Source organism: Mesorhizobium sp. M1B.F.Ca.ET.045.04.1.1 (assembly GCF_003952465.1).
Lineage (GTDB): Bacteria > Pseudomonadota > Alphaproteobacteria > Rhizobiales > Rhizobiaceae > Mesorhizobium > Mesorhizobium shonense.
This window is the reverse complement of record NZ_CP034448.1, coordinates 1,446,669-1,465,322: the sequence shown is the minus strand read 5'-3', so window position 1 is coordinate 1,465,322 and position 18,654 is coordinate 1,446,669. Positions and strand designations below refer to the sequence as shown.

Below are 18,654 nucleotides of genomic sequence, written 5' to 3'. Positions count from 1 at the left end.
TCGCGGGATCGGCCCGAATTGCCGTGAAAACTAAGGCGTCACCTTCGCCTTAGCCGAGGGTCGGGGGCGCGTCCTGCAAACACGAACAGCTTACGACGCGCATGCGCCCACCATAGTGCCCGATTAGCGGGCGATATTGGGTAGTGTGCTGAGGGTTCTGCAAATTCGCTGAGAGAGGGCGGTCATGGCAGGCTGGTGATGTTCAACGTCACCGATTCCCTGGAAGGAACGCCACCATGACCAAGACAGAAAGTAAGACCGCCAGCGCTGCCGTCAAAGACATTCTGCTTTCGAATCCGGATGGATTGCACGAGGTGATCCGCGCGGTGATGCAGGAGGTGCTCGAGGCCGAGATGGACGAGGCGCTGGGTGCTTCGAAGAGCGAGCGCACGCCGGAGCGTCTCGGCTATCGCTCGGGTTACTATGGCCGCACGCTTGTCACCCGGGTCGGCAAGCTTGAGCTGCGGGTTCCGCAGGACCGGGCGGGCCGCTTCTCGACCGAACTTTTCGAGCGTTACCAGCGTTCCGAGCGGGCCTTGGTGGCGACGCTTGCGGAGATGTATGTGCAGGGCGTGTCGACCCGGAAGGTCAAGGCGATCACCGAAGAGCTGTGCGGCCATGAGTTCTCGGCCTCGTCGATCTCGGCCATCAACAAGCGGCTGGACGAGAGCCAGAAGGTTCGGCCCGGCAAAGACGCGCGGCGAGAGCTCCTTGCCATCGACATCTTGATTCGCAGCCGACCAGCGCCGCCAAGTTCTATCGGTCAGCGTGTTGCCTTTCTTGCGATCGCAGATTCGTGGTTGCAGCGCAGGGCGAGCCGAGCTGCGGCTCGCAGGAGGGGGCAGCCGACAGAATTGCGCGGCCTGAAAAGCTGCCTCCATCAATGCTCGCCGCTCGTGCAGTCTCGAAACGCTGGATCAAGCCTCAACGTCGAACAGCCGCTCCTTTTCCTCGCGAAACCAGCGCCCTCGCGCGACGTGATCGTGCCTGACGATCCGACGCTTCGAGCGGGGCTCCTCAAATAGGTTGCACATGACCTGCAGCTTTCTGCCAAACTCAGCAAATCGGACGTCTTCTTATCATCGCTCGGCAAGCTCGGAACAGGCTGGCGGTCGTTGCTAAGGCTAGTCGCCGCCAGCGGATGGCGAGGATGTTTTGGCGGCTAAGTGCTTTTAGGTGGGCGATTATAAGCCGAGATCGCGATAGGTGCTTTCGCCATAGCTCCTGGCGCCATCGCCACGCTGAGCGTTTGAAAGCCGATGAAATTCGCTCGGCCAATTGGCTAGCGCGTGCTTGATGGCCTTCATCTTGAACGGCACGTGCACAACACATTTGTCCCTGATGATAGGCGGACAGCTCACATCTTGTTGCCGCGAGCCGTTAAGGTTTGCTGCGATTATCGGCAGACCTAGATCAAGAGCCAATTCCATTTCCCAGCGCACGAAGCGAAAAAGGTTTTTCGTCTTCTCACCGATCAGGACAAGTACCTGGCTCGATCCATTCATTCTGTTGCGAAGATTGCGTTTAACATAATCTTCGTCCTGTGCTCGGCCCGTCATATTGTCCAGATCGTGAGCGTTCGCGAATTCAAAACTCACATTCTCGCTGGCGTTCCACCCTTTCATAAAGCGGTATGCCCAAGCGTCTTCATCGCCGTCAAATATTACATAGGTCGGATCGCTGTATGCCATTGTTGTCTCTTAGTTGTTTTGACGAGCAACCCACTGGGTGTGCTCCCGTGAGAAAGCCAGTTCGGCTTCGTTCACCGCGGCGGAGAATGCCTCATCCGAGTTGGCGTCCGTAATAAGGTCGGCAGTCAAGCCGATCTCGTGAGCTGTCAACGTGTAAGCCGATGCCAATTCGTTAAATTTCTTGATCTGGGTCCACCCGATAAGGGAGGCGGCGATGACAATTAGCGGCTCGGTCGGCCAGCCTGGCATCGCGGGGTCAGCGATGCGTACTACGATGAACGAGAATCCCAGAGCGTATGCAAAAATACCAAGGCCCATCCAGACTTTCGCGGACCTCTTGTTCGAGCGCGCCTTCTTCTCGTACCACTTCCGTTGGTCGCAGATTCGTCTCTGCAGATATAGGTCTTTTCGTTCTTTTCGCGGGGAGTCCCTTATCGACATCATCTCGTCCGTTGTTTGGGGCGATGCTGAATCGGTGCCGCTCAACGCGCTACCAAGGTGACGATTGCTATCAAGGATATCTTCCATGAGCTTTCGAAAATCAGCTCTGGCGTCAGCCGCGCGCGCGTCATCGAACGGCTGTGCTCGCATCGCGAAGCGCCAAGTCAATGTCTTCACCGACTCTGCCAGAGCTCGAGCCTGATACCAGACCTGCTCGGGCTTTGTGACCGACCGGAAAATGAGGACTCCCATTGAGCAAAGAAATACCGCAGCATAGACACCGAAATAGGCTTTTGATGACGACAAGTCCAAAGAGAGCACCGACGCTAAAAAAAGAAGAACGTACTCTGCCCGGATCAGGCGCAGAAACGTCGCCTGCTGCTCGTTGGATGCCACGTCGGCGCTATTATAGAGTCCAGGATATTTCATTTTTGAAGCACACCAGTCTATTTTGTGGCGGTAAATTCTTTAAGCCAGGATTTGGCAAACGTGAGGTTAGCAGTCGAGCTTACAGAGCCTATTCTTGAGCGAGGCGCGGTCCCTCTGTTCATAAACAGGAATGCAGGTCCTGTCCCATCAATGTAAGGGTATAGGCCCAAAAATTCTTGCCCGGAGAATGTTTCCGAAGAATTTTTTGCCACGGGCAGAACCGCTACCGCGGTCCGAAACCCATCGAAAAAGCCAAGCTCCCAAGGCATCCATCTGGATCCTGGAGAATTGTTTGAATGCACATAGATAAGCGTCTTTGACTGCCTCATACGGGTTCGCAGCAACTCGGCGGTGGCCGAGGAGACCTTTGTGCGGTCCAGTTGTGAATCTTCGACCCAATCTACGTAAGCAGTGAACCCAAGCTCCTCGAAAATTCGCTTCACACCGAGAATGATCTCTGCGTCCTTGAAAGAATGTGACAGAAAAACGTCGAATGACGATCTGGCTGTAGCTGCGGCCGTCTCTTCCTTTAGAACGATCGATGCGGCTCTATGTCCTCGACTGGCATTCGCAACTCTTTTCAGCTCTGCCTCGGTCAGTAGCACTATTCAAATCCCCCCATGATCTGTTCGCAATCTATGAACTTGACGCCCATTCGATTAAGCGACCCTTGTCTTGTGAAAACTGGCACCATGCTCTCCAGCCGGGTAGCGCAACCTCCACCTTCTCAAAGACCACGTCGGCTGGCAGGAGTGACCGGCCTTGTCACCCACCTACGCGCCCCCGGCACAGCCATGCTCCTCACTTAGAAGGCTGCGGAGACCAGCAATGTCAAACAGGACAGACGATCTCCTAATCTCGATCAGCAACGAACTTAGGACGTAAAAACGCGATGGAGCGATCTCCGAATGTCCGCAGGCGTCGAGGGCCCGGTTGGTCGTCAAGGCCGAGCGGGCCAGCTTGCACTCCCGCTATCCGTCGGCTTGCCAAACCCTCGCTGTAGATTTCGCCCCCTACACGGATGCGCTGACCGCGACTAAGCTCAATCGCCACTGATCGCCAATCCAGGGCGAAAGTTCCCCCCTTGAAGTAGCGGTAGAGGCATTTTTCGGCACTTCGCATCTTAGATATGGACGCCTCCTCAACCAGGCACGATCCGGTTTGGCTTCTCGCCGTAACCGTGCTGGGCAAGTGCGTCCGATGGCTGCTTCGATCCGTCTCCTGGAATGATCGGTTCCAGATTGCTCAAGCGCATCGTCCTTCCTCGCCATCAACTGGCGGATAGCGCTCGGCCACCTTTTTCCAGCAATTAGTATACCGCAAATGTCCCTTGAGTTTCGTCGGAATGGGCGCCTTTTGCCGACGAATCTACGGGATCCGCGCCAAACGCCGTTGAAACTTAAACTTTCGGTTTCACCGTTGCCTCAGTGCGGACAAAGGTATCGGTGAATTGGACTTCACTGGTTTCGTGACGACAAGGCTATAGTATTGATCAATGCCCAAGCCTGCCTGCAGCAGTCCCTCCATGAAATCCTGATAGGCGGCCATAGAAGGAGATGCGACCCGCATCAGATAATCGACGCGCCCCCCAATTGCCCAGCAGTCCAGGATTTCCGGGATCTCTTGGATTGCAGTTTCGAAGTGTCGTTGGTCCTCAAGACGATGGCGATCCAGCACGACTTCTACCATCACAAAGATCATGCCGCCAATGAGGGCAGGACTCAGTCGCGCATAGAATCCCTCAATAATCCCTGCGGCCTTGAGTGCTCGGAGCCGCTCCGAACAGGCCGACGCCGAAAGATGAACTCGTTTTGCAAGCTCACTTTTTGAAATCCGACCGTCTGCCTGAATCTCGGAGAGAATCCGGACGTCCCAACTGTCGAGTTGCACGGGGTCGGGTTTCGACTTCATAACCTGTTGCTCTCAAGCAGCGATGACAGCGCCTTGTGCGCCGATCAATTCTATCCATCTTGAATGACCGAATGTAGTAGTGGAACGCATCCGTTCTCGGTCCGAAATGTGCCAGAATGGGGTACGACAATCAGCTGAGGGAGAGCGATCCGCTGAGAAAAGCTGCAGAAGTACTTTGGCTATCGCCCCGACGCCTAACGGGGCAATGATGCCGCTGGAGAGAATAGTCGGCGGCGGCGAAGACCTCCTAATAAATAGATACCCCATTTTCTTGAATCTCCGCTGCCGTACTTGATAGACGTGCGACAGCATTCGAGCCTCGATCGCGTGGACGGCATACTCAATGCAGTATTCAGTGGCACATTCAGCTATTGGGGTGAATTGAAGGCCTTGCTCGTCCGGCTCGCGGAGGCGCAAGGCACCGCAAATGCCGCTCGTCTCACGGCAATTTGACGCTGGAGTCTGGCCGAAATCGCCCAACGGAAAGACTCAAACGCCAATGTTGCGTGCGATGCTGTCGGCCGCCATACGCTTACGCCACTCAAGAGGCCCGGAATTGTGAATGGAGTTTCCCTCAACATCGACGGCCATGATAACAGGCATGTCCTGCACATCGAATTCATAGATGGCTTCCATGCCCAGGTCTTCAAAGGCAACGATCCGCGCCGCCTTAATCGATTTTGAGATCAGGTACGCAGCGCCACCCACTGCAGCAAGGTATGGCGTTTTGTGTCTTACAATCGAGGCGATGGCCGCCGGTCCCCTCTCCGCTTTGCCCACCATCGCGAAAAGGCCGGTTTCGGCGAGCACCTTGTCCGTAAAATCGTCCAAGCGGCTGGAGGTTGTTGGACCGGCGGGTCCAACGATCTCATTTCTCGCTGCCCGGACGGGACCGACGTAGTAGATCACGCGTCCCCGCAGATCGACTGGAAGCGGCTTGCCGGCATCGATCAGTTCGACCATTCGCTTGTGGGCAGCGTCACGGCCCGTCAGCATCTTTCCAGACAGCAGGAGCGTTTCACCGCAGCGCCACGATGCCGTCTCTTCCTTCGTCAGCGTATCTAAATTGACCCGCCGGACGCCGGCTGGGTTCAATTCGTCGGCTCCGATGTCGGGCCATTCGCGCAAATCGGGCGGCTGGAGGCTGATGGGTCCAGAGCCGTCCAAAGTAAACTTCAGGTGCCGGTTGGCGGCGCATTGCGGGATGAGCGCCACAGGCTTGGACGCTGCATGAGTAGGATAGGTCGCAACCTTGACGTCAACGACTGTCGTCAGACCACCAAGGCCTTGGGCGCCGATACCAAGCGCGTTGATCCGCTCATAAAGCTCAATCCGCAGCCCCTCCTCTGCGCTTGACGCCCCCCTTGCGATCAGTTCCGCCATATCGATGGGCTCGTTCATGGCCTCCTTGGCCAGCAGCATCGCCTTTTCAGCGCTACCACCGATGCCGACAGAGATCAGTCCAGGTGGACACCACCCGCTGCCAAGGGTCGAAACGGTATTGACCACCCAGTCGGAAACGGAGGCGCTGGGATTGAGGGTGGTAAAACGTGCCTTGTTCTCCGACCCGCCGCCTTTTGCGGCGATGGTGACCTCAATCTGGTTACCTTGCACCAGGTCGACATGGACAACTGCCGGCGTGTTGTCGCGGGTGTTGACCCGTCTGGCGAGGGGATCCGCAACGATCGATGCCCGAAGGGGATTGTCCGGATCGAGATAGGCTTGACGTACGCCCTCATTCACAAGATCAGCGAAACTGGCCGTTGACTTAATGCGGGCATCCATGCCGACCTTTGCGAAGACAACCACAACTCCGGTGTCCTGACAAATCGGGCGCCGCCCAAAGGCCGCCATGCGGGAGTTCAGCAGAATCTGACCTATGGCATTCTTCGCCGACGGGCTCTGTTCTCGCGTGTATGCGTGAGAAAGAGACCGGATATAATCTGGAGGATGATAGTACGAGATGTACTGAAGAGCGTCGGCGACGCTTCTTGTGATGTCCTTGCCAGCGATGGTCCGTGTTCTATTTCCCACCGGATTTTATCCAAATGACCCGAGGCCATTCACCATTTTCAGAATCTGGAAGCTTCGCACCCCCTGCTCGCCGCCTTCATATCCATAGCCGCTTTGCTTGACTCCTCCATAAGGGGCATCAGCGGAAACCCCTTTCAGGTAATTCACACTAACAGCGCCCGCAGAAAGACCGCCCACAAGCCTCTGTTGCGTATCGGCCGCGCCAGTAAACAAGTAGGCGGCCAGACCGTACTCCGTGGCGTTGGCTTCATCGATCGCCTCTTCGATCGTATCGAAAGGAGCCACGCTGAGAATTGGTCCGAACGGCTCTTCATGAAGCACTCTCGCTTCCTTCGGTACGCCAGTCAGGATGGTTGGCGGCCAGTAAAACCCCGGTCGGTCAAGGGGGGTGCCACCGGTCTCGATTTGGGCGCCGCCCTCTACCGCATCTTTGGTCAGGCGTTGCATGGCCTCGATTCGCCGCGCGTTTGCCATGGGACCCATCTGCGTTGCAGGGTCATCCGGTGGACCGATCCTGATTTTTCGGACCGCCTCCGTCATCCGGAACAGGAATTCCTCATAGCGGGATCGGGCGACAAGAATCCTGCTGGGCGCATTACAACTCTGGCCCGCGCACTCGAATTTGTATTCCGAAATAGCCGGTATCGCCGTTGCCAGGTCGGCATCTTCGCACACAATAACCGGGGAATGTCCACCGAGCTCAAGGATGCAGCGCTGCAGATTATTCGCGGCCAGTGTGGCCAGCTGTTTCCCAACAGCGGTCGACCCCGTGAACGTCAAGACTTTGACAATTGGCGAACTGAGCAGATGCCGTGATATATGCACAGGAACACCGAACACCAGGTTGACCACGCCTTCCGGTATCCCTGCTTGACGCAAAGATTCCACGATATGGACAGCCACGCTCGGCGTCTCTTCGGCCCCTTTGAGGATCACCGGGCAGCCTGCCGCCAGCGCGGGGGCGAGCTTGCGGGCGATGAGAACGGCTGGATAGTTCCACGGCGTAAAGGCAGCGACGACACCGAGGGCCTCCGGCACGATCATCCTGTTCGGACCCAACGGAATCGGGGTCGACAACTCATCGGCATGCCGGCCATTCCATTCCAGCGTTTCGACTGCGCGCGCGTACTCTCCTGTTGCTTCGGCAATCGTCTTTCCCTGTTCGGACGACAGGTCCCTGGCTGCGGCGCCAGCTTTCTCTGCCAGAATGCTGGCGGCAGAGACGAGTATCTCGCCACGCTCTTTGGCGGGTCGTGAGGACCACGCCTTGCGGCTGCGTTCTGCCGAAGCAAGAGCTTCATCCAAGTCTGAAACCGTAGCCGAGGCCACTGAGGCAAATACCTTCTCCGTCGCCGGGTTGATCACCGGCAAAGTGGCTCGGCTACCACCGGCTCGCCATTTGCCATTAATGAAGAGCTCGTAACTCTTGGCGTCGGACATCGCGGGCTCCACTTGACTGAATTCTTGCATACGAGCGCAGTTTCGATATCGAAACTGCTGAACTCGCTTGAGCCAGTTTCATCGCGATGGTCGCGGCGGGTCAAATATCGAATATTGCCGAAATCCATCTGGAATCCAGATCGGGCTGGTCCTAATGGCCGCAAAAGATCATGCCCAGCTTTAAAGGTTAGTTTGTCAGGTCGCCTCAGGCGCCACCGCTGCCCAGCTCCGGATTTCAATCAATTCTCGAGCGACCTTCGGAATGAGCGTGCGGACTGCGGACACGGCGGCGGAACGCTCATCTTTCGGGTTTACAGCAAGCACAACGGAGCGGGTAATCACCGGATCCACGATCTTGACCGTACGGACCAGACCCTGAGAGGCTTCTTTCTGAACCGCAGACGCGGCGAGAATAGAATGCGCTTTCCCCTCTACGACCATGTTGATGATCGTTGAAAGCGAGTCCACTTCAAACCTGACGTCCAGCGCGCAACCGTGCTGTGCGACGACGTCAGCCACCGAACGCCTGACATTGTTATTGCGCATGGGAACCGCCAGGGGGAATGCATGCAGGTCGGCCAGAGATATCGCATCTTCGAATGGCGGCTCACCCGACGGTACCACCAGACAAAGGTTTTCGCGCGCTATCACCGTCATTCGGCCTACGCTATCCGCAGTGCGGTAGAGTACCGCCAGATTGAAGCGTCCAGCAGCCATCCACTCCTCCAGCGGTCCCGTCATACCCTCGACCATCTTGAGGGAGACCCTGGGCAGTTCGTTTCTCACCGACTCAAGCAGGGGGCCGCTCAGGACGCGGGCAGCTCCAGACGGAATGCCAATCGTCACCTCCCCGGCGGGGGAAGCAGCTGTGTTGGTCAATTCCACCTCGGTAAGTCGAATTTCTTTAAGAATCGCCCGAGCGCGTTCGAGCAGTTTGGCTCCTGACGCCGTCACGCTCACACCGGTCCTGTCGCGTATCAGCAGTTGAGTGCCGAAGGCTTCCTCCAGTTGACGCACATGCAGGCTCAGCGCACTCTGGGCAACATTAAGGAAGCCAGCGGCCTTCGTGAAACTGCCTGCTTCGACCACACCGACGAAGTATCTTAACTGCCTGATTTCCACGAGTACCCATCCGAGAGCGGACTGCAATTAGTTTAATCTATCTCGAAATGCGATGGCGCGACAGCAATAATTGTGCCGAGTTGCATAACTCCTAGCCGTAGGGTCGCTCCAGTTTGGTAACCAACCTCTGAGGCCTCAGACGCCCAACCCGGCGCCCGGATCCGTGGCGATGATATCTCGGGCCCTTTGGATAACCGGTGGATCGACCATCCTTCCGTCCAGGGCGAACGCGCCTATGCCCTGCGCCGTCGCATCTTTCTCCGCCGCGAGGACACGACGGGCCCATTCGAGTTCCTGTGGGCTTGGCGAAAAAGCGTCATTGAATATGGCAACCTGGTTTGGATGGATCGCCAAAGCTCCGGCAAAGCCGAGCCGCCGTGCACGCTCCGCAGCCTCACGAAGTTTGTGAGTGTCAGAGAACGCGCCAATGCTTCCTATGAAGCCCAGCGGGAGCAACCCCGCCGCACGGGCGGCAAAAAGAACAGAAAGGTTTGGCGTCAAGAGAAGATCAAGTTCTGGGGCGCCGCCAACAGCGGCACTAAAGTCTTCAGGGCCAAGGGCCATTGCGACCATCCTGGGATGTGACGAGGCAATGGCCGATAGCTCTTGCAAGGCACCTGGGGTCTCGATTTGGGCAAGAAACCGGATACATCCCAACGGAAGATTTCTTTCTCGTTCGAGTTCCGATACCGCATTCGCGATCTCAGCTACCCACGCTGCCGAATCCACTTTCGGAAGAACAAGTGCATCAACGCCCGCCATCACGGCTGCGTCGAGATCGGCCGCCAAGGCTCGCAAACCGCGATTCACGCGAACTAAAACAGAAGCGCCCCTGCGGCCCACCTTTGCCACGGATGCACCAAGCTGGCGCCGTGACTCACCTTTTTGATCCTGGGGAACGGAGTCCTCTAGGTCGAGTATGATGCCATCTGCCCCGCGCTCATGAGCCGCCTCCACAAAACGCGGAACATGAGAAGGAACGAAGAGCAGAGATCTCCATCGGCGAATGGACATCGGGCTTTCAACGGCCGGAATGGTGCCCTTCATGAAGTCGCCTCTGGTGCCGGTTTTAGCGCGGGCTGTGTCAGTGAGCTGGCTGGGCGGCCGTGGGACTGGAAAGGGTTAGGAGTAGGCATGCACTCTGTGGGTCGCAACCGCGCCCCCTTCCCGACAAGGCGCGCGCTCACGCTGACGCAGCTCGTTCGCGCAAACGTCCCAGAACCTCCTCGCGGACAGCCTCGGTATGAGCTCCAAGAGCCGGAACGGGGCGCAGCAAAGGGCGCTCAGAGTTGAAGATCGCCGCCGGCGCTATCGCCTCGATGGTTCCTTCGGGTGTTCCGACCTGCACCTTGCGAATGTGTGGGTGCTTTGAAACATCCGCGACTTCGTTCAGTCGGCCATATGCCAACCCGGCCGCCTCAAGCTCCTGCATTGCTTCGTGGCATAACAGTTCGGAAAACCGCTGTTCGATGATCTCATCAAGTTGCGCACGGTGACCGAGGCGCTCCATATTATCGGCGAAACCAGGTGTGCGTATAAGCCCCGGCTGCTTCAGGAACTTCTCGCAGAAATTCACCCATTCACGGTCATTCTGAACCGAAAAGATGACCTCTTTGCCGTCGGCACAGCGATAGGCGCCATACGGCGCGAGCGACGGGTGTTTTACGCCCGCGCGAACCGTGTGATAGCCGCCGTATTCGTTTTGAAGAACCGGCACGTTCATCCAGTCGGCGACGGCATCGAACAGTGACACCTGAATGCTGGTCCCGTCGCCGGTGACCTCGCGGTGATACAGCGCCTGAAGAATGGCACTGTGCGCTGTCATGCCTGCCGAGATGTCGCAAACCGACACACCCACACGGGCGGGTCCCTGTTGCGTCCCGGTGATCGCACACAGACCAGTTTCGGCCTGGACGATGAGATCATAAGCCTTCAAGTGGGAATACGGCCCCTGCTCCCCGAAACCAGAGATATCGCAGGTGATCAGCCGCGGAAAACGTCGACGCAGATCCGCAGACCCGAAACCCAATTTTTCGATACTGCCCGGCTTTAGATTTTGGATCAAAACGTCGGCACCGGCAATGAGCGTATCCAGGACGGCACGATCCGCCTCAGATCTCAGGTCCAGACAGACTGACTCCTTACCCCGGTTGAGCCAGACGAAGTAAGCGCTCTGACCCCGCACCAACTTGTCGTAATTTCTGGCAAAATCCCCTTCGGGCCTCTCGATCTTGATCACCCGGGCGCCGGCATCAGCAAGGCGAGACGAAGCGTAAGGCGCAGCAACCGCCTGCTCCACGGCAACGACGGTGATCCCCTCAAGAGACTTCTGCATGCGACACCGTGTTTTCATCCAACGTTTTCGTTTTGAATTCGACGACGGTTCAGCATAGCCAGCAACCGATTTTGTTCGTTCCCAACTATTGAGAATGCCTCGTCGACACCCATTCCAGGCTTCGCAAGCATCATGTCTGCCTGGGTCGCCACCGATATGTGGACAGAAGCTTGGGCAGAGAGATCTGTCTCGGTACAGCTTCCTCCAACGTACGCGCCTACCTTGTTCTCCTTGCACAGGAGCACGGCATGTGCCGTGTCAGCCAATGAACCGACATCGGGCGTCTTGATCTGGACAAGATGCGCGGCCCTCGCTTCGGCAAAGAGCCGAATATCCTCGAGCGTGTTGCACCTCTCGTCCACGACAATCCGAGCGCTGGATCCCCGGTCATCCAGAATCGATACTATCCGGGCGTAGTTATCAATTTGCGCTTGCGTGGAACCAAAATCCGCGGGGCACTCAACGTTAAGCGTGACACCCGGAACGGTATCGGCGACCCCGCAGATAAAGTCGGCGATCCGTTGCGGGTCCAAGCCAATTTCTAGTCCTATCCAGCCGTACACATCGAAATGCAGCACCGGATCGTAACCCTGGCGGCCGATTTGGCGCGTGCGCTTTGCAACCCACTTCACAAGCTCCATGAAGGTCTGGCCGCCCACCCCGAATTTCTGCCGTGAATTGATCAGGCCGTGGGGGAGAACATCCACACCCTTCAGAATCATCTTGTCAACGTTGATTTCGCGAGCATCGCCGCTTTGGCAGTAAATCGGGACCGCGCACGTCGGCAGCGGCAGATCGAATTCATTACATATTACCTCTGCCATCGTACTGTGGTGGAGATGGGCCGCGGCGCGGAGCAGCGCCTGGCTGACGCCATACTCAAGCGCGAGAGGCAGCCGCTTATGTTCAAAGGGCTCGAAAACCTTTGCACAGGCATCAACGAAACGAGACGCATCGACGTCGAGCAGCCGGGGCGCCACAACGCCTGACGTCAAATCCGCGGTTTGAGCGGCTTCAAACAACGGATCGCGCCCGCCCGCACCAGAGTATTGGACGCTCATCATATCGCCCCAGACAACTGTATCGTCGCTGAGGACAAGCCCCACGCTGAGCGAAGATGCCGGAACGCGAATGGAGGTGAACCCCGTCGTCATCGGTCTGCCAACATAGATGAAACCGTCTTGGATTGCTCCGGCGCCGATGGCGGCTTGGTCGTCATAGAAGAACGCGCCATTTCCGGGCGCGAGCAGGACGTCTCTGATCTGCACTTCGCTTCGCTCAATGTATTCTAGAGGGCCACTCGGTGCGCGATTATGCGCCACTTGGCATTGAGTTAGCCAATATAATGTTCTGGACCGTCCCATCGCGTTTTCAGATAGCTGGGGCCAGAGTTTCCGAGATCGCTCGATCGGCCGGCATTCATGGGAGCCAGCTTTTCCGGTGGCGCAAAGAGCTTTGCCAGATCTCGGCGCCATCAGTGCCACTGCTCGTGCAGTGGAAGTCGTCGAGGAGCGGCCTGCGGCGCAGCCGCCTGTGCAGCAACCACCGATACCGCGACGGCGCAAAAAGAGCAGCACGGTGACGATCGAGCTTGGCGGCGCCCGTCGGCTGCAGGTCGAGGGTGACATCGATAGCGAGGCGCTCGGCCGGATGGCTTGCCACTGGCTATACGGATGTGCTCAAGGGCTTCCCCGGCCTTGCATTGATGGTGCAGAAGATCTTGAAGCGCGATCCGCACAGCGGCCACTTGCTCGGGCGTCAGGGAGGGCTGATCAAGGTGATCTGGCATGACGGCCAGTGGGCCTGCCTTTTTACGAAATGGACGTTTTATTTGGCCACGTGGCCGACGGCACCCTGGTGATCACGCCCGCTCAACTGGCGCATGCCGCAAATAACCTGGAGCGCGACTCGGCGGGATGAGCAAAGTCGTTGCACGGAGGAGCGAATATTCGTCATGGCCGATGAGCCGATCAGCTTCCTGATGATCTTGCCAGTGCGCACGCGATAATCCTCGCGGAGCTGGCCGCCCGCGCGAGGCACCCGGCGATCGCAGAGGCGCCATGGGAATGGATGCGGAGCGAGCGGGCAAGACTGTCCCGAAGCCTGTCCGGTTGTTGAGCCGATCGACCACTCTCAAATACGTTGCCGAGATGCTCGAGAGGACTGAGCACCTACGACGGCTATCGCAACCGAATTAAGCGAAACTGTCCTCCTCTTCACCTAAGACGACATCAACAACATTCGGCAAACCTACACGAGCGCAGGCTACCGGTGATGCTCCGCCCAAGCCTGCGGCAGGAAATCCCGATGCCATAGCCATCTCGGCCTTGCCCTATGGGGACTCATATCTGGCTCTGGTGACTCAGCCTAGGGGATGCCGATTCCGAAGGATCGCGTGTGAGCGAGATCGAGAATGCGATTGATCAAGCTCGAGTAGCTATGTCCGGCAGTCATAGCGGCCAAGGCGTAAGTGCCGCACATACTCAGCCCCGGCATCGAGTTGATCTCCAGGACAAAGGGCTGACCGGAGCGGTCGATCCGGAGGTCGACGCGGGCGTAGTCCCGGCACTGGCAGGCACGGAAGGTCGCAACCGCAATGTCCTGCAGCAAAGTTGCAAGGCTGCTCTCGACTTGCGCCGGACACATCCTGGGCAGCGCCGCGGCGTCCATGTACTTCACCTCCCAAGTCATGAGACGCGTTTGGCCGCCGCCGAAGTCATGCTCCACAGCTGGCAACACCTCTATCTCTCGGTTTCCGAGCAGCGCCACATGGATTTCTCGCCCATCTATGTATTCTTCCACGAGCGCATCCTGCGCATATTGCGTGATGATCATTTCCACTGCCTGCGTCAGCTTAGCGGGCTCATGTACGAGCTGCAAACCGAAGCTGTTGTCTTCGTGACGCGGCTTCACTACCACTGGGAATCGAAGACCCTCGGTGCTCTCGGTGCCGCTGCGCATGACGCGAAAGTTCGGCGTTGGCACGCCGCAACTGCGCATGAGCGTCTTGCTGATGACCTTATCGTCGGTCAGCCCATGCCCGAGCGGACTCGATCCGGTGTATGGAACACCGGCCATCTCAAGCATGGCAGGAACGTGGGTGAAACGGTACTCGCCTTGAATTCCCTCTGCCAAGTTGAATACTAACCCCGAAGGGCGGGCTTGCGGATCGGGTGGCATGAAGCCCTGGAGCGTGGCGAGCAGTTCTTTATCGCCTTCACACAGCAGAGTTTCGTGGCCGCCCTCTTGCAATGCCGCCATCACGCTTTTGGTTATCGCGCCGTAATGCGGCCAAGGCTGCGGCGGCTGCGGATAAGGCTGACCGAACCGGTTGATCACGCCCGTAAAATCACTGTTCCACACGACGGCTACCCGCATGAGCTACTCCTTTGATGTATGCCTTGCTGTCACGTGCATTCGTTCGGATCCGGATCTCTGTGGGAACAGCTCATCTTGACCGCACGCCTACACGAAGCCTCAAGCAATCGGCGTGCCACCGAACAGGTGGCGCGAAAAAGGGGAAGCATGTGTTTCGCGCCGCGCCGGGGCATATTTGCGCCTCAATGTGTCGGGTTCCGCACGAAACGTGTCCCGTGGTGTAGATGATACGGGCGAGTGGCGAAGGCATCTTTCAGCCTGCGGTAGCTCGCGGCGGGCAGCGCCGTCGCGCCAAGCCCGATCGCTTTGACACGGCGCTCGAAGGAGAGGGACGCGCTGCGGCCGAACCCGGTTGTTGGAGGGCAAGGCGCTTCTCGCCCGTTCGGCATGCCCACCTTCCGCTTAAGTCTCTGCAACACGGCCCAGGCTCATGGGTTGCACGATGTTCGTTCCGAACACCGAAACTGGTTTACTGGGTTACCTCATTCGTGACGCCCGACACCGTCGTGGCTGAACGAGCCCTGGGCCAGTATTACTGAACGTGTACGGTTGTTACGGAATACCGAGATGGCCCTCGTTCGTCACTTGGCCCTCTCCATGACCAAGCGTTTGAGCCTGCTCGACTGCGGAATTGCTTTCGGCATTGTGCACGTACTGGGGGGCGAGTTCGGACGTCCACGGCACGAAGCGGCTACCCGCGATTGAAAACGTATTACCCAAACTGATCTGATCGCCGCTGCCGAGGGGCTCGTTGAGCAGGGATTCGCCAACCCGGACGGCATTGTCATCGAGGGAGCGAGCGCCGGCGGGGGCACCGTGCTTGCCGCGGCCCTCATGGGGCCAGATTTGTTCCGCGCCGTGCTTGCCGAGGTCCCGCTCGCCGACATTCTAGATGCTGAGATGGACTTCACAATGCCGTACGCGCTACAGGAAACGGCGGAGTACGGAGATCCCCACACCGCCCACGAATATCGCAACGTGCGCAGCTACGACCCGTATTACAACCTAAGCGCCGATCGGCCTCTTCCGCCGACTTACGTCGATGCCGCGGTGCACGATGGCCAGGCCCTCTATTACCAGCCCGCTTGCTATGTGGCGCAGCGTCGGTCATGTGCGCTCGACCGCGATCCTGAGCTTGTCTTCCGCATTTGGATGGTGGGCGGCCACAGCGGCGCTTCACACGGGGCTGGTGTAGCTGAGGAAGCTACATTTCGCATGGCATGGGTCCTCGACCAGCTCTTCAGCGATAAGTACGATCAGGAGAATCGATCAGGAGCATGAAGTGAGCAATCTAAACAGCGGCCTGAGGTGCTGCCACGCCCGACCATGTCCCTGCGCGCCCTTGTTTCACTCGTCATCTCACGAAGGATTCCCATCCACCCGAGGTGGAACCTCGTATCACGCCGACTGAATCGCTGGGGTCGTCAACAACAGCCTTGCCCAGGCTGGCTCCCTTAATCATCTAGTATGCGAGCAAGGGTCACCGCACAGGGAAACACGTCCGACGCGATTGTCCTCGCCTGATTGATGCAAGCGCGGCGTTAACCGAAGAGCCGGCCCTACGGCCTTCGATTTCTGAAGCGCGCAGGAATGACGACCGTAGCCTTGAAAGCCAGCGCAACGACAGGTCCGACACCAAGGACGGTCGTCAACCGCGCAAACCGTGTCACCCTTCACGATCGACAACAGCCTTTCATGCACTACCGTGAACTGCTCGCGAAGTTTCTGCCGGGCGGCGAGCAACACCTCCATGATGTCACGTAGCTCCGGGATGTCGCCGGAAAGGTCCTGGATGCGATCCCCAAATTTGGCAGCGCCGACAATGCCAACCTGAGACCGAAGTTACGCAACAGGCCTCGAATGTCATTCTCAATTGCGATGGCCTTTTCCTGCAGCAACTTGCGGGCTGTCAACAGGCGCCCGACGTTCCTGGCTCATCAGCGTCTTGACGTGCATCGGCCGGAACACAATTAACCCGCATCACCTGCGCAATGCCGCGCATCGTTGCGGTCGGTCTTGTTGCCTGCGCCTTGAGAAAGGCCTTCCGTTCCTGATGCTTGTGGCTGTTTACGCAGACCACGTTTTATCATCAGCTCGAAGCAGCACCTCAAACACCCGTTCGGACAAAGCCGAATACCCCGTCTAAACACCTAGCGCTATCCGTCACCCAACCTTTCAGGACCACCTTTTCACACGGCTGAGCATGACCTGTTCGGCCTCACAGAGCAACGTTCGCATCATCCATCCCCGCAGAGCGAAGCACGGCCGACGCGCTTGCTCTCTCCAGATTCCTTGATCACTGGCAGTTGCTCCTCCGAAACCGGTCGAAGTGCGCGGGCCGGGATTATCGATGGTATTGGTGAGCCCTAAGGCAACGACAGGCCCGACACCCGGAACTGTCGTCAGATACCGGCAGTTGTTATTACCCTGACAATATCGAGCACTTTCCGATAAAGGGGACAGCTCCTCCGCGACTGCCTGTGATGCTGCACCTCAGGCTATATCAGCTTGAAACGCCGCACCTCTGACCATTCCGTCCAGAGAAGGATCAAGCCGAATACCCCATCTAAATACTTGGTTGTTCGAGCGGGTCGTCACTGCTGTCGCGTAGATCGCAGGGAAGAAGTCAGATATCGTCTTGTGCAACCAGCACCAAGTCGCGCCAGTACCTCGTTCGGGTTAACGCCAACCGTTGCTGCAAGATCATTTACAGTTAAATCTTCTCCCAGTAGTTCTACAAAGCCACCTATAAGACAAAGTGCGTCAGGAACGTCTGTTATATCCACCATTATGTTATCCATGCATATTGTTCCGATTAGAGGGACAGAATATCCAGCGAACCGAGCGGAAGTTTTGTTCCCGCAGGCCCAGGGAAGGCCATGCTTGTAACCGATCCCAACGATTGCTACGCGGCTAGTTCGAGCCGTACGAAATGTCGCCCCGTAGCCAACCGCCTCCCCCGTAGCGACACTGCGCATGTCGAGTATTTTAGCTCGGAGCCTTGCAACGGGTTGCAGCGGATTTGGTTTAATACCAGCGTCATTAAGCCCGTACAGTGCTGAGCCCGCCCGTACCATGTCGAAATGATAGGATTTGCCGAGCCAAATACCGGCGGAGGCTGCGAGACTGCCACAGGTGGGCTTAAGCATATCGTAGATCGCCTGGAAGCGGTTCCTTTGCAACACATTGGTGGGGTCCGCACCGCGTTCGCTGCACGCCAGATGGCTGAGTACGAGCGAAGGGGATACCTATGGAAAGTTCCAGAAAGATACGCGCGATGCACTTCGGCAAAAGCGAGCCCAAAGCGGGAGAATCCCGTGTCCACGTTGAGAAAGTATGTTTGCCTCCCTGTTGCGCTAATGGCCTCCAATTCGGCACAATTGTTTACAACGGGTATGAGCCCGTTAGATCGATAGTATGGGCCAAATTTCGCAAAATCATCGCAAAAAACCGCAATTGCCGCGCCTACATGGGATGACCTTAGATGCAACGCTTCGTCCAGATTGGCGACGAAGAGCAGATCGCAGCCGGCATCGATGAGCGTTCTTGCAATCTCTACAAGACCAAGCCCGTAGGCGTCGCTTTTGACGACAGCGGCCGCCCTTACGTTTGGCCCAACGAGGGCCGAGATGGCCTGGAAGTTCGCCTGAATGGCCCCGAGATTAATTTCCAATACAACATTGGAAGGCCGCACCAGTGGCAGCATGTCCTTCTCTCCAACAGTTCCCGTCTTCTTAAACCTTGCAGACTCGCGGCGCAGCCTACTAAGATAGGTAGGCGCGCCAGCGAGATTACCGTTTAAACCGGCGGAGCACCGCCCCAATCCCCATCTTCGGCGAGATCGCCCTCCAGTCGCCATTGATGATTTCAAGG

13 protein-coding genes and 3 pseudogenes are annotated in these 18,654 nt (G+C 57.5%); 3 read left to right on the top strand and 13 right to left on the bottom strand.

Annotated elements, in window-relative coordinates; all coding sequences use genetic code 11:
* Nucleotides 1–236: 236 nt before the first annotated feature.
* Nucleotides 237–671 (top strand): annotated as a pseudogene (locus EJ071_RS07180) (transposase); the annotation flags it as partial.
* A 513-nt stretch (nt 672–1,184) separates the two neighbouring features.
* On the opposite strand, the gene EJ071_RS07175 reads toward EJ071_RS07180, so the two are convergent.
* The 9 genes from EJ071_RS07175 to EJ071_RS07135 form a co-directional block, all read right to left on the bottom strand.
* Nucleotides 1,185–1,691, bottom strand: a complete 507-nt coding sequence (locus tag EJ071_RS07175) for a TIR domain-containing protein (protein ID WP_126097358.1) — start codon at nt 1,689–1,691, stop codon at nt 1,185–1,187.
* 9 nt (nt 1,692–1,700) lie between these two features.
* Nucleotides 1,701–2,561: a DUF4231 domain-containing protein gene (locus EJ071_RS07170; RefSeq protein WP_095488148.1), complete on the bottom strand. Its 861-nt coding sequence runs from the start codon at nt 2,559–2,561 to the stop codon at nt 1,701–1,703.
* 1,413 nt (nt 2,562–3,974) lie between these two features.
* On the bottom strand, nt 3,975–4,472 hold the full coding sequence (locus EJ071_RS07165) for an Lrp/AsnC family transcriptional regulator (protein ID WP_095488146.1): 498 nt from the start codon (nt 4,470–4,472) through the stop codon (nt 3,975–3,977).
* 489 nt (nt 4,473–4,961) lie between these two features.
* Complete coding sequence (locus EJ071_RS07160) at nt 4,962–6,506, bottom strand: fumarate hydratase (protein WP_126097357.1); 1,545 nt, start codon at nt 6,504–6,506, stop codon at nt 4,962–4,964.
* A gap of 6 nt (nt 6,507–6,512) precedes the next feature.
* A complete protein-coding gene (locus EJ071_RS07155; protein WP_126097356.1) occupies nt 6,513–7,946 on the bottom strand; it encodes an NAD-dependent succinate-semialdehyde dehydrogenase in 1,434 nt (477 codons plus the stop codon).
* Nucleotides 7,947–8,141: 195 nt separating this feature from the next.
* On the bottom strand, nt 8,142–9,068 hold the full coding sequence (locus EJ071_RS07150) for a LysR family transcriptional regulator (RefSeq protein ID WP_126097355.1): 927 nt from the start codon (nt 9,066–9,068) through the stop codon (nt 8,142–8,144).
* 135 nt (nt 9,069–9,203) lie between these two features.
* Nucleotides 9,204–10,115, bottom strand: a complete 912-nt coding sequence (locus EJ071_RS07145) for a CoA ester lyase (protein WP_126097354.1) — start codon at nt 10,113–10,115, stop codon at nt 9,204–9,206.
* A gap of 136 nt (nt 10,116–10,251) precedes the next feature.
* Nucleotides 10,252–11,403, bottom strand: coding sequence for a CaiB/BaiF CoA-transferase family protein (locus EJ071_RS07140; protein WP_167498460.1), 1,152 nt, complete (start codon nt 11,401–11,403; stop codon nt 10,252–10,254).
* A gap of 14 nt (nt 11,404–11,417) precedes the next feature.
* The gene (locus EJ071_RS07135; protein WP_126097352.1) at nt 11,418–12,671 is read right to left on the bottom strand and encodes a methylaspartate ammonia-lyase; all 1,254 of its coding nucleotides are present in this window, start codon (nt 12,669–12,671) and stop codon (nt 11,418–11,420) included.
* Between the two features lie 353 nt (nt 12,672–13,024).
* Between EJ071_RS07135 and tnpB the strand changes: the two genes are divergently transcribed.
* Nucleotides 13,025–13,264: an IS66 family insertion sequence element accessory protein TnpB gene (tnpB, locus tag EJ071_RS07125; protein ID WP_126097350.1), complete on the top strand. Its 240-nt coding sequence runs from the start codon at nt 13,025–13,027 to the stop codon at nt 13,262–13,264.
* Nucleotides 13,265–13,770: 506 nt separating this feature from the next.
* Here the strand turns inward: tnpB and EJ071_RS07120 are convergent.
* Nucleotides 13,771–14,781 (bottom strand): ATP-grasp domain-containing protein, encoded by a 1,011-nt coding sequence (locus EJ071_RS07120; protein ID WP_126097349.1) that lies wholly within the window; start codon nt 14,779–14,781, stop codon nt 13,771–13,773.
* A gap of 711 nt (nt 14,782–15,492) precedes the next feature.
* On the opposite strand from EJ071_RS07120, the gene EJ071_RS07115 reads away from it, so the two are divergent.
* Nucleotides 15,493–16,062, top strand: coding sequence for a prolyl oligopeptidase family serine peptidase (locus EJ071_RS07115; RefSeq protein ID WP_348628157.1), 570 nt, complete (start codon nt 15,493–15,495; stop codon nt 16,060–16,062).
* A 198-nt stretch (nt 16,063–16,260) separates the two neighbouring features.
* On the opposite strand, the pseudogene EJ071_RS39265 reads toward EJ071_RS07115, so the two are convergent.
* The 3 genes and pseudogenes from EJ071_RS39265 to EJ071_RS40005 all read right to left on the bottom strand — a co-directional run.
* A pseudogene (locus tag EJ071_RS39265) lies at nt 16,261–16,861 on the bottom strand (transposase); the annotation flags it as partial.
* Between the two features lie 514 nt (nt 16,862–17,375).
* Nucleotides 17,376–17,966 carry an alanine racemase C-terminal domain-containing protein gene (locus EJ071_RS40010; RefSeq protein WP_281058919.1) on the bottom strand — a complete coding sequence of 197 codons (591 nt, stop codon included), beginning with the start codon at nt 17,964–17,966 and terminating at the stop codon, nt 17,376–17,378.
* Between the two features lie 143 nt (nt 17,967–18,109).
* Nucleotides 18,110–18,487, bottom strand: a pseudogene (locus tag EJ071_RS40005) (alanine racemase); the annotation flags it as partial.
* Between the last annotated feature and the right edge of the window lie 167 nt (nt 18,488–18,654).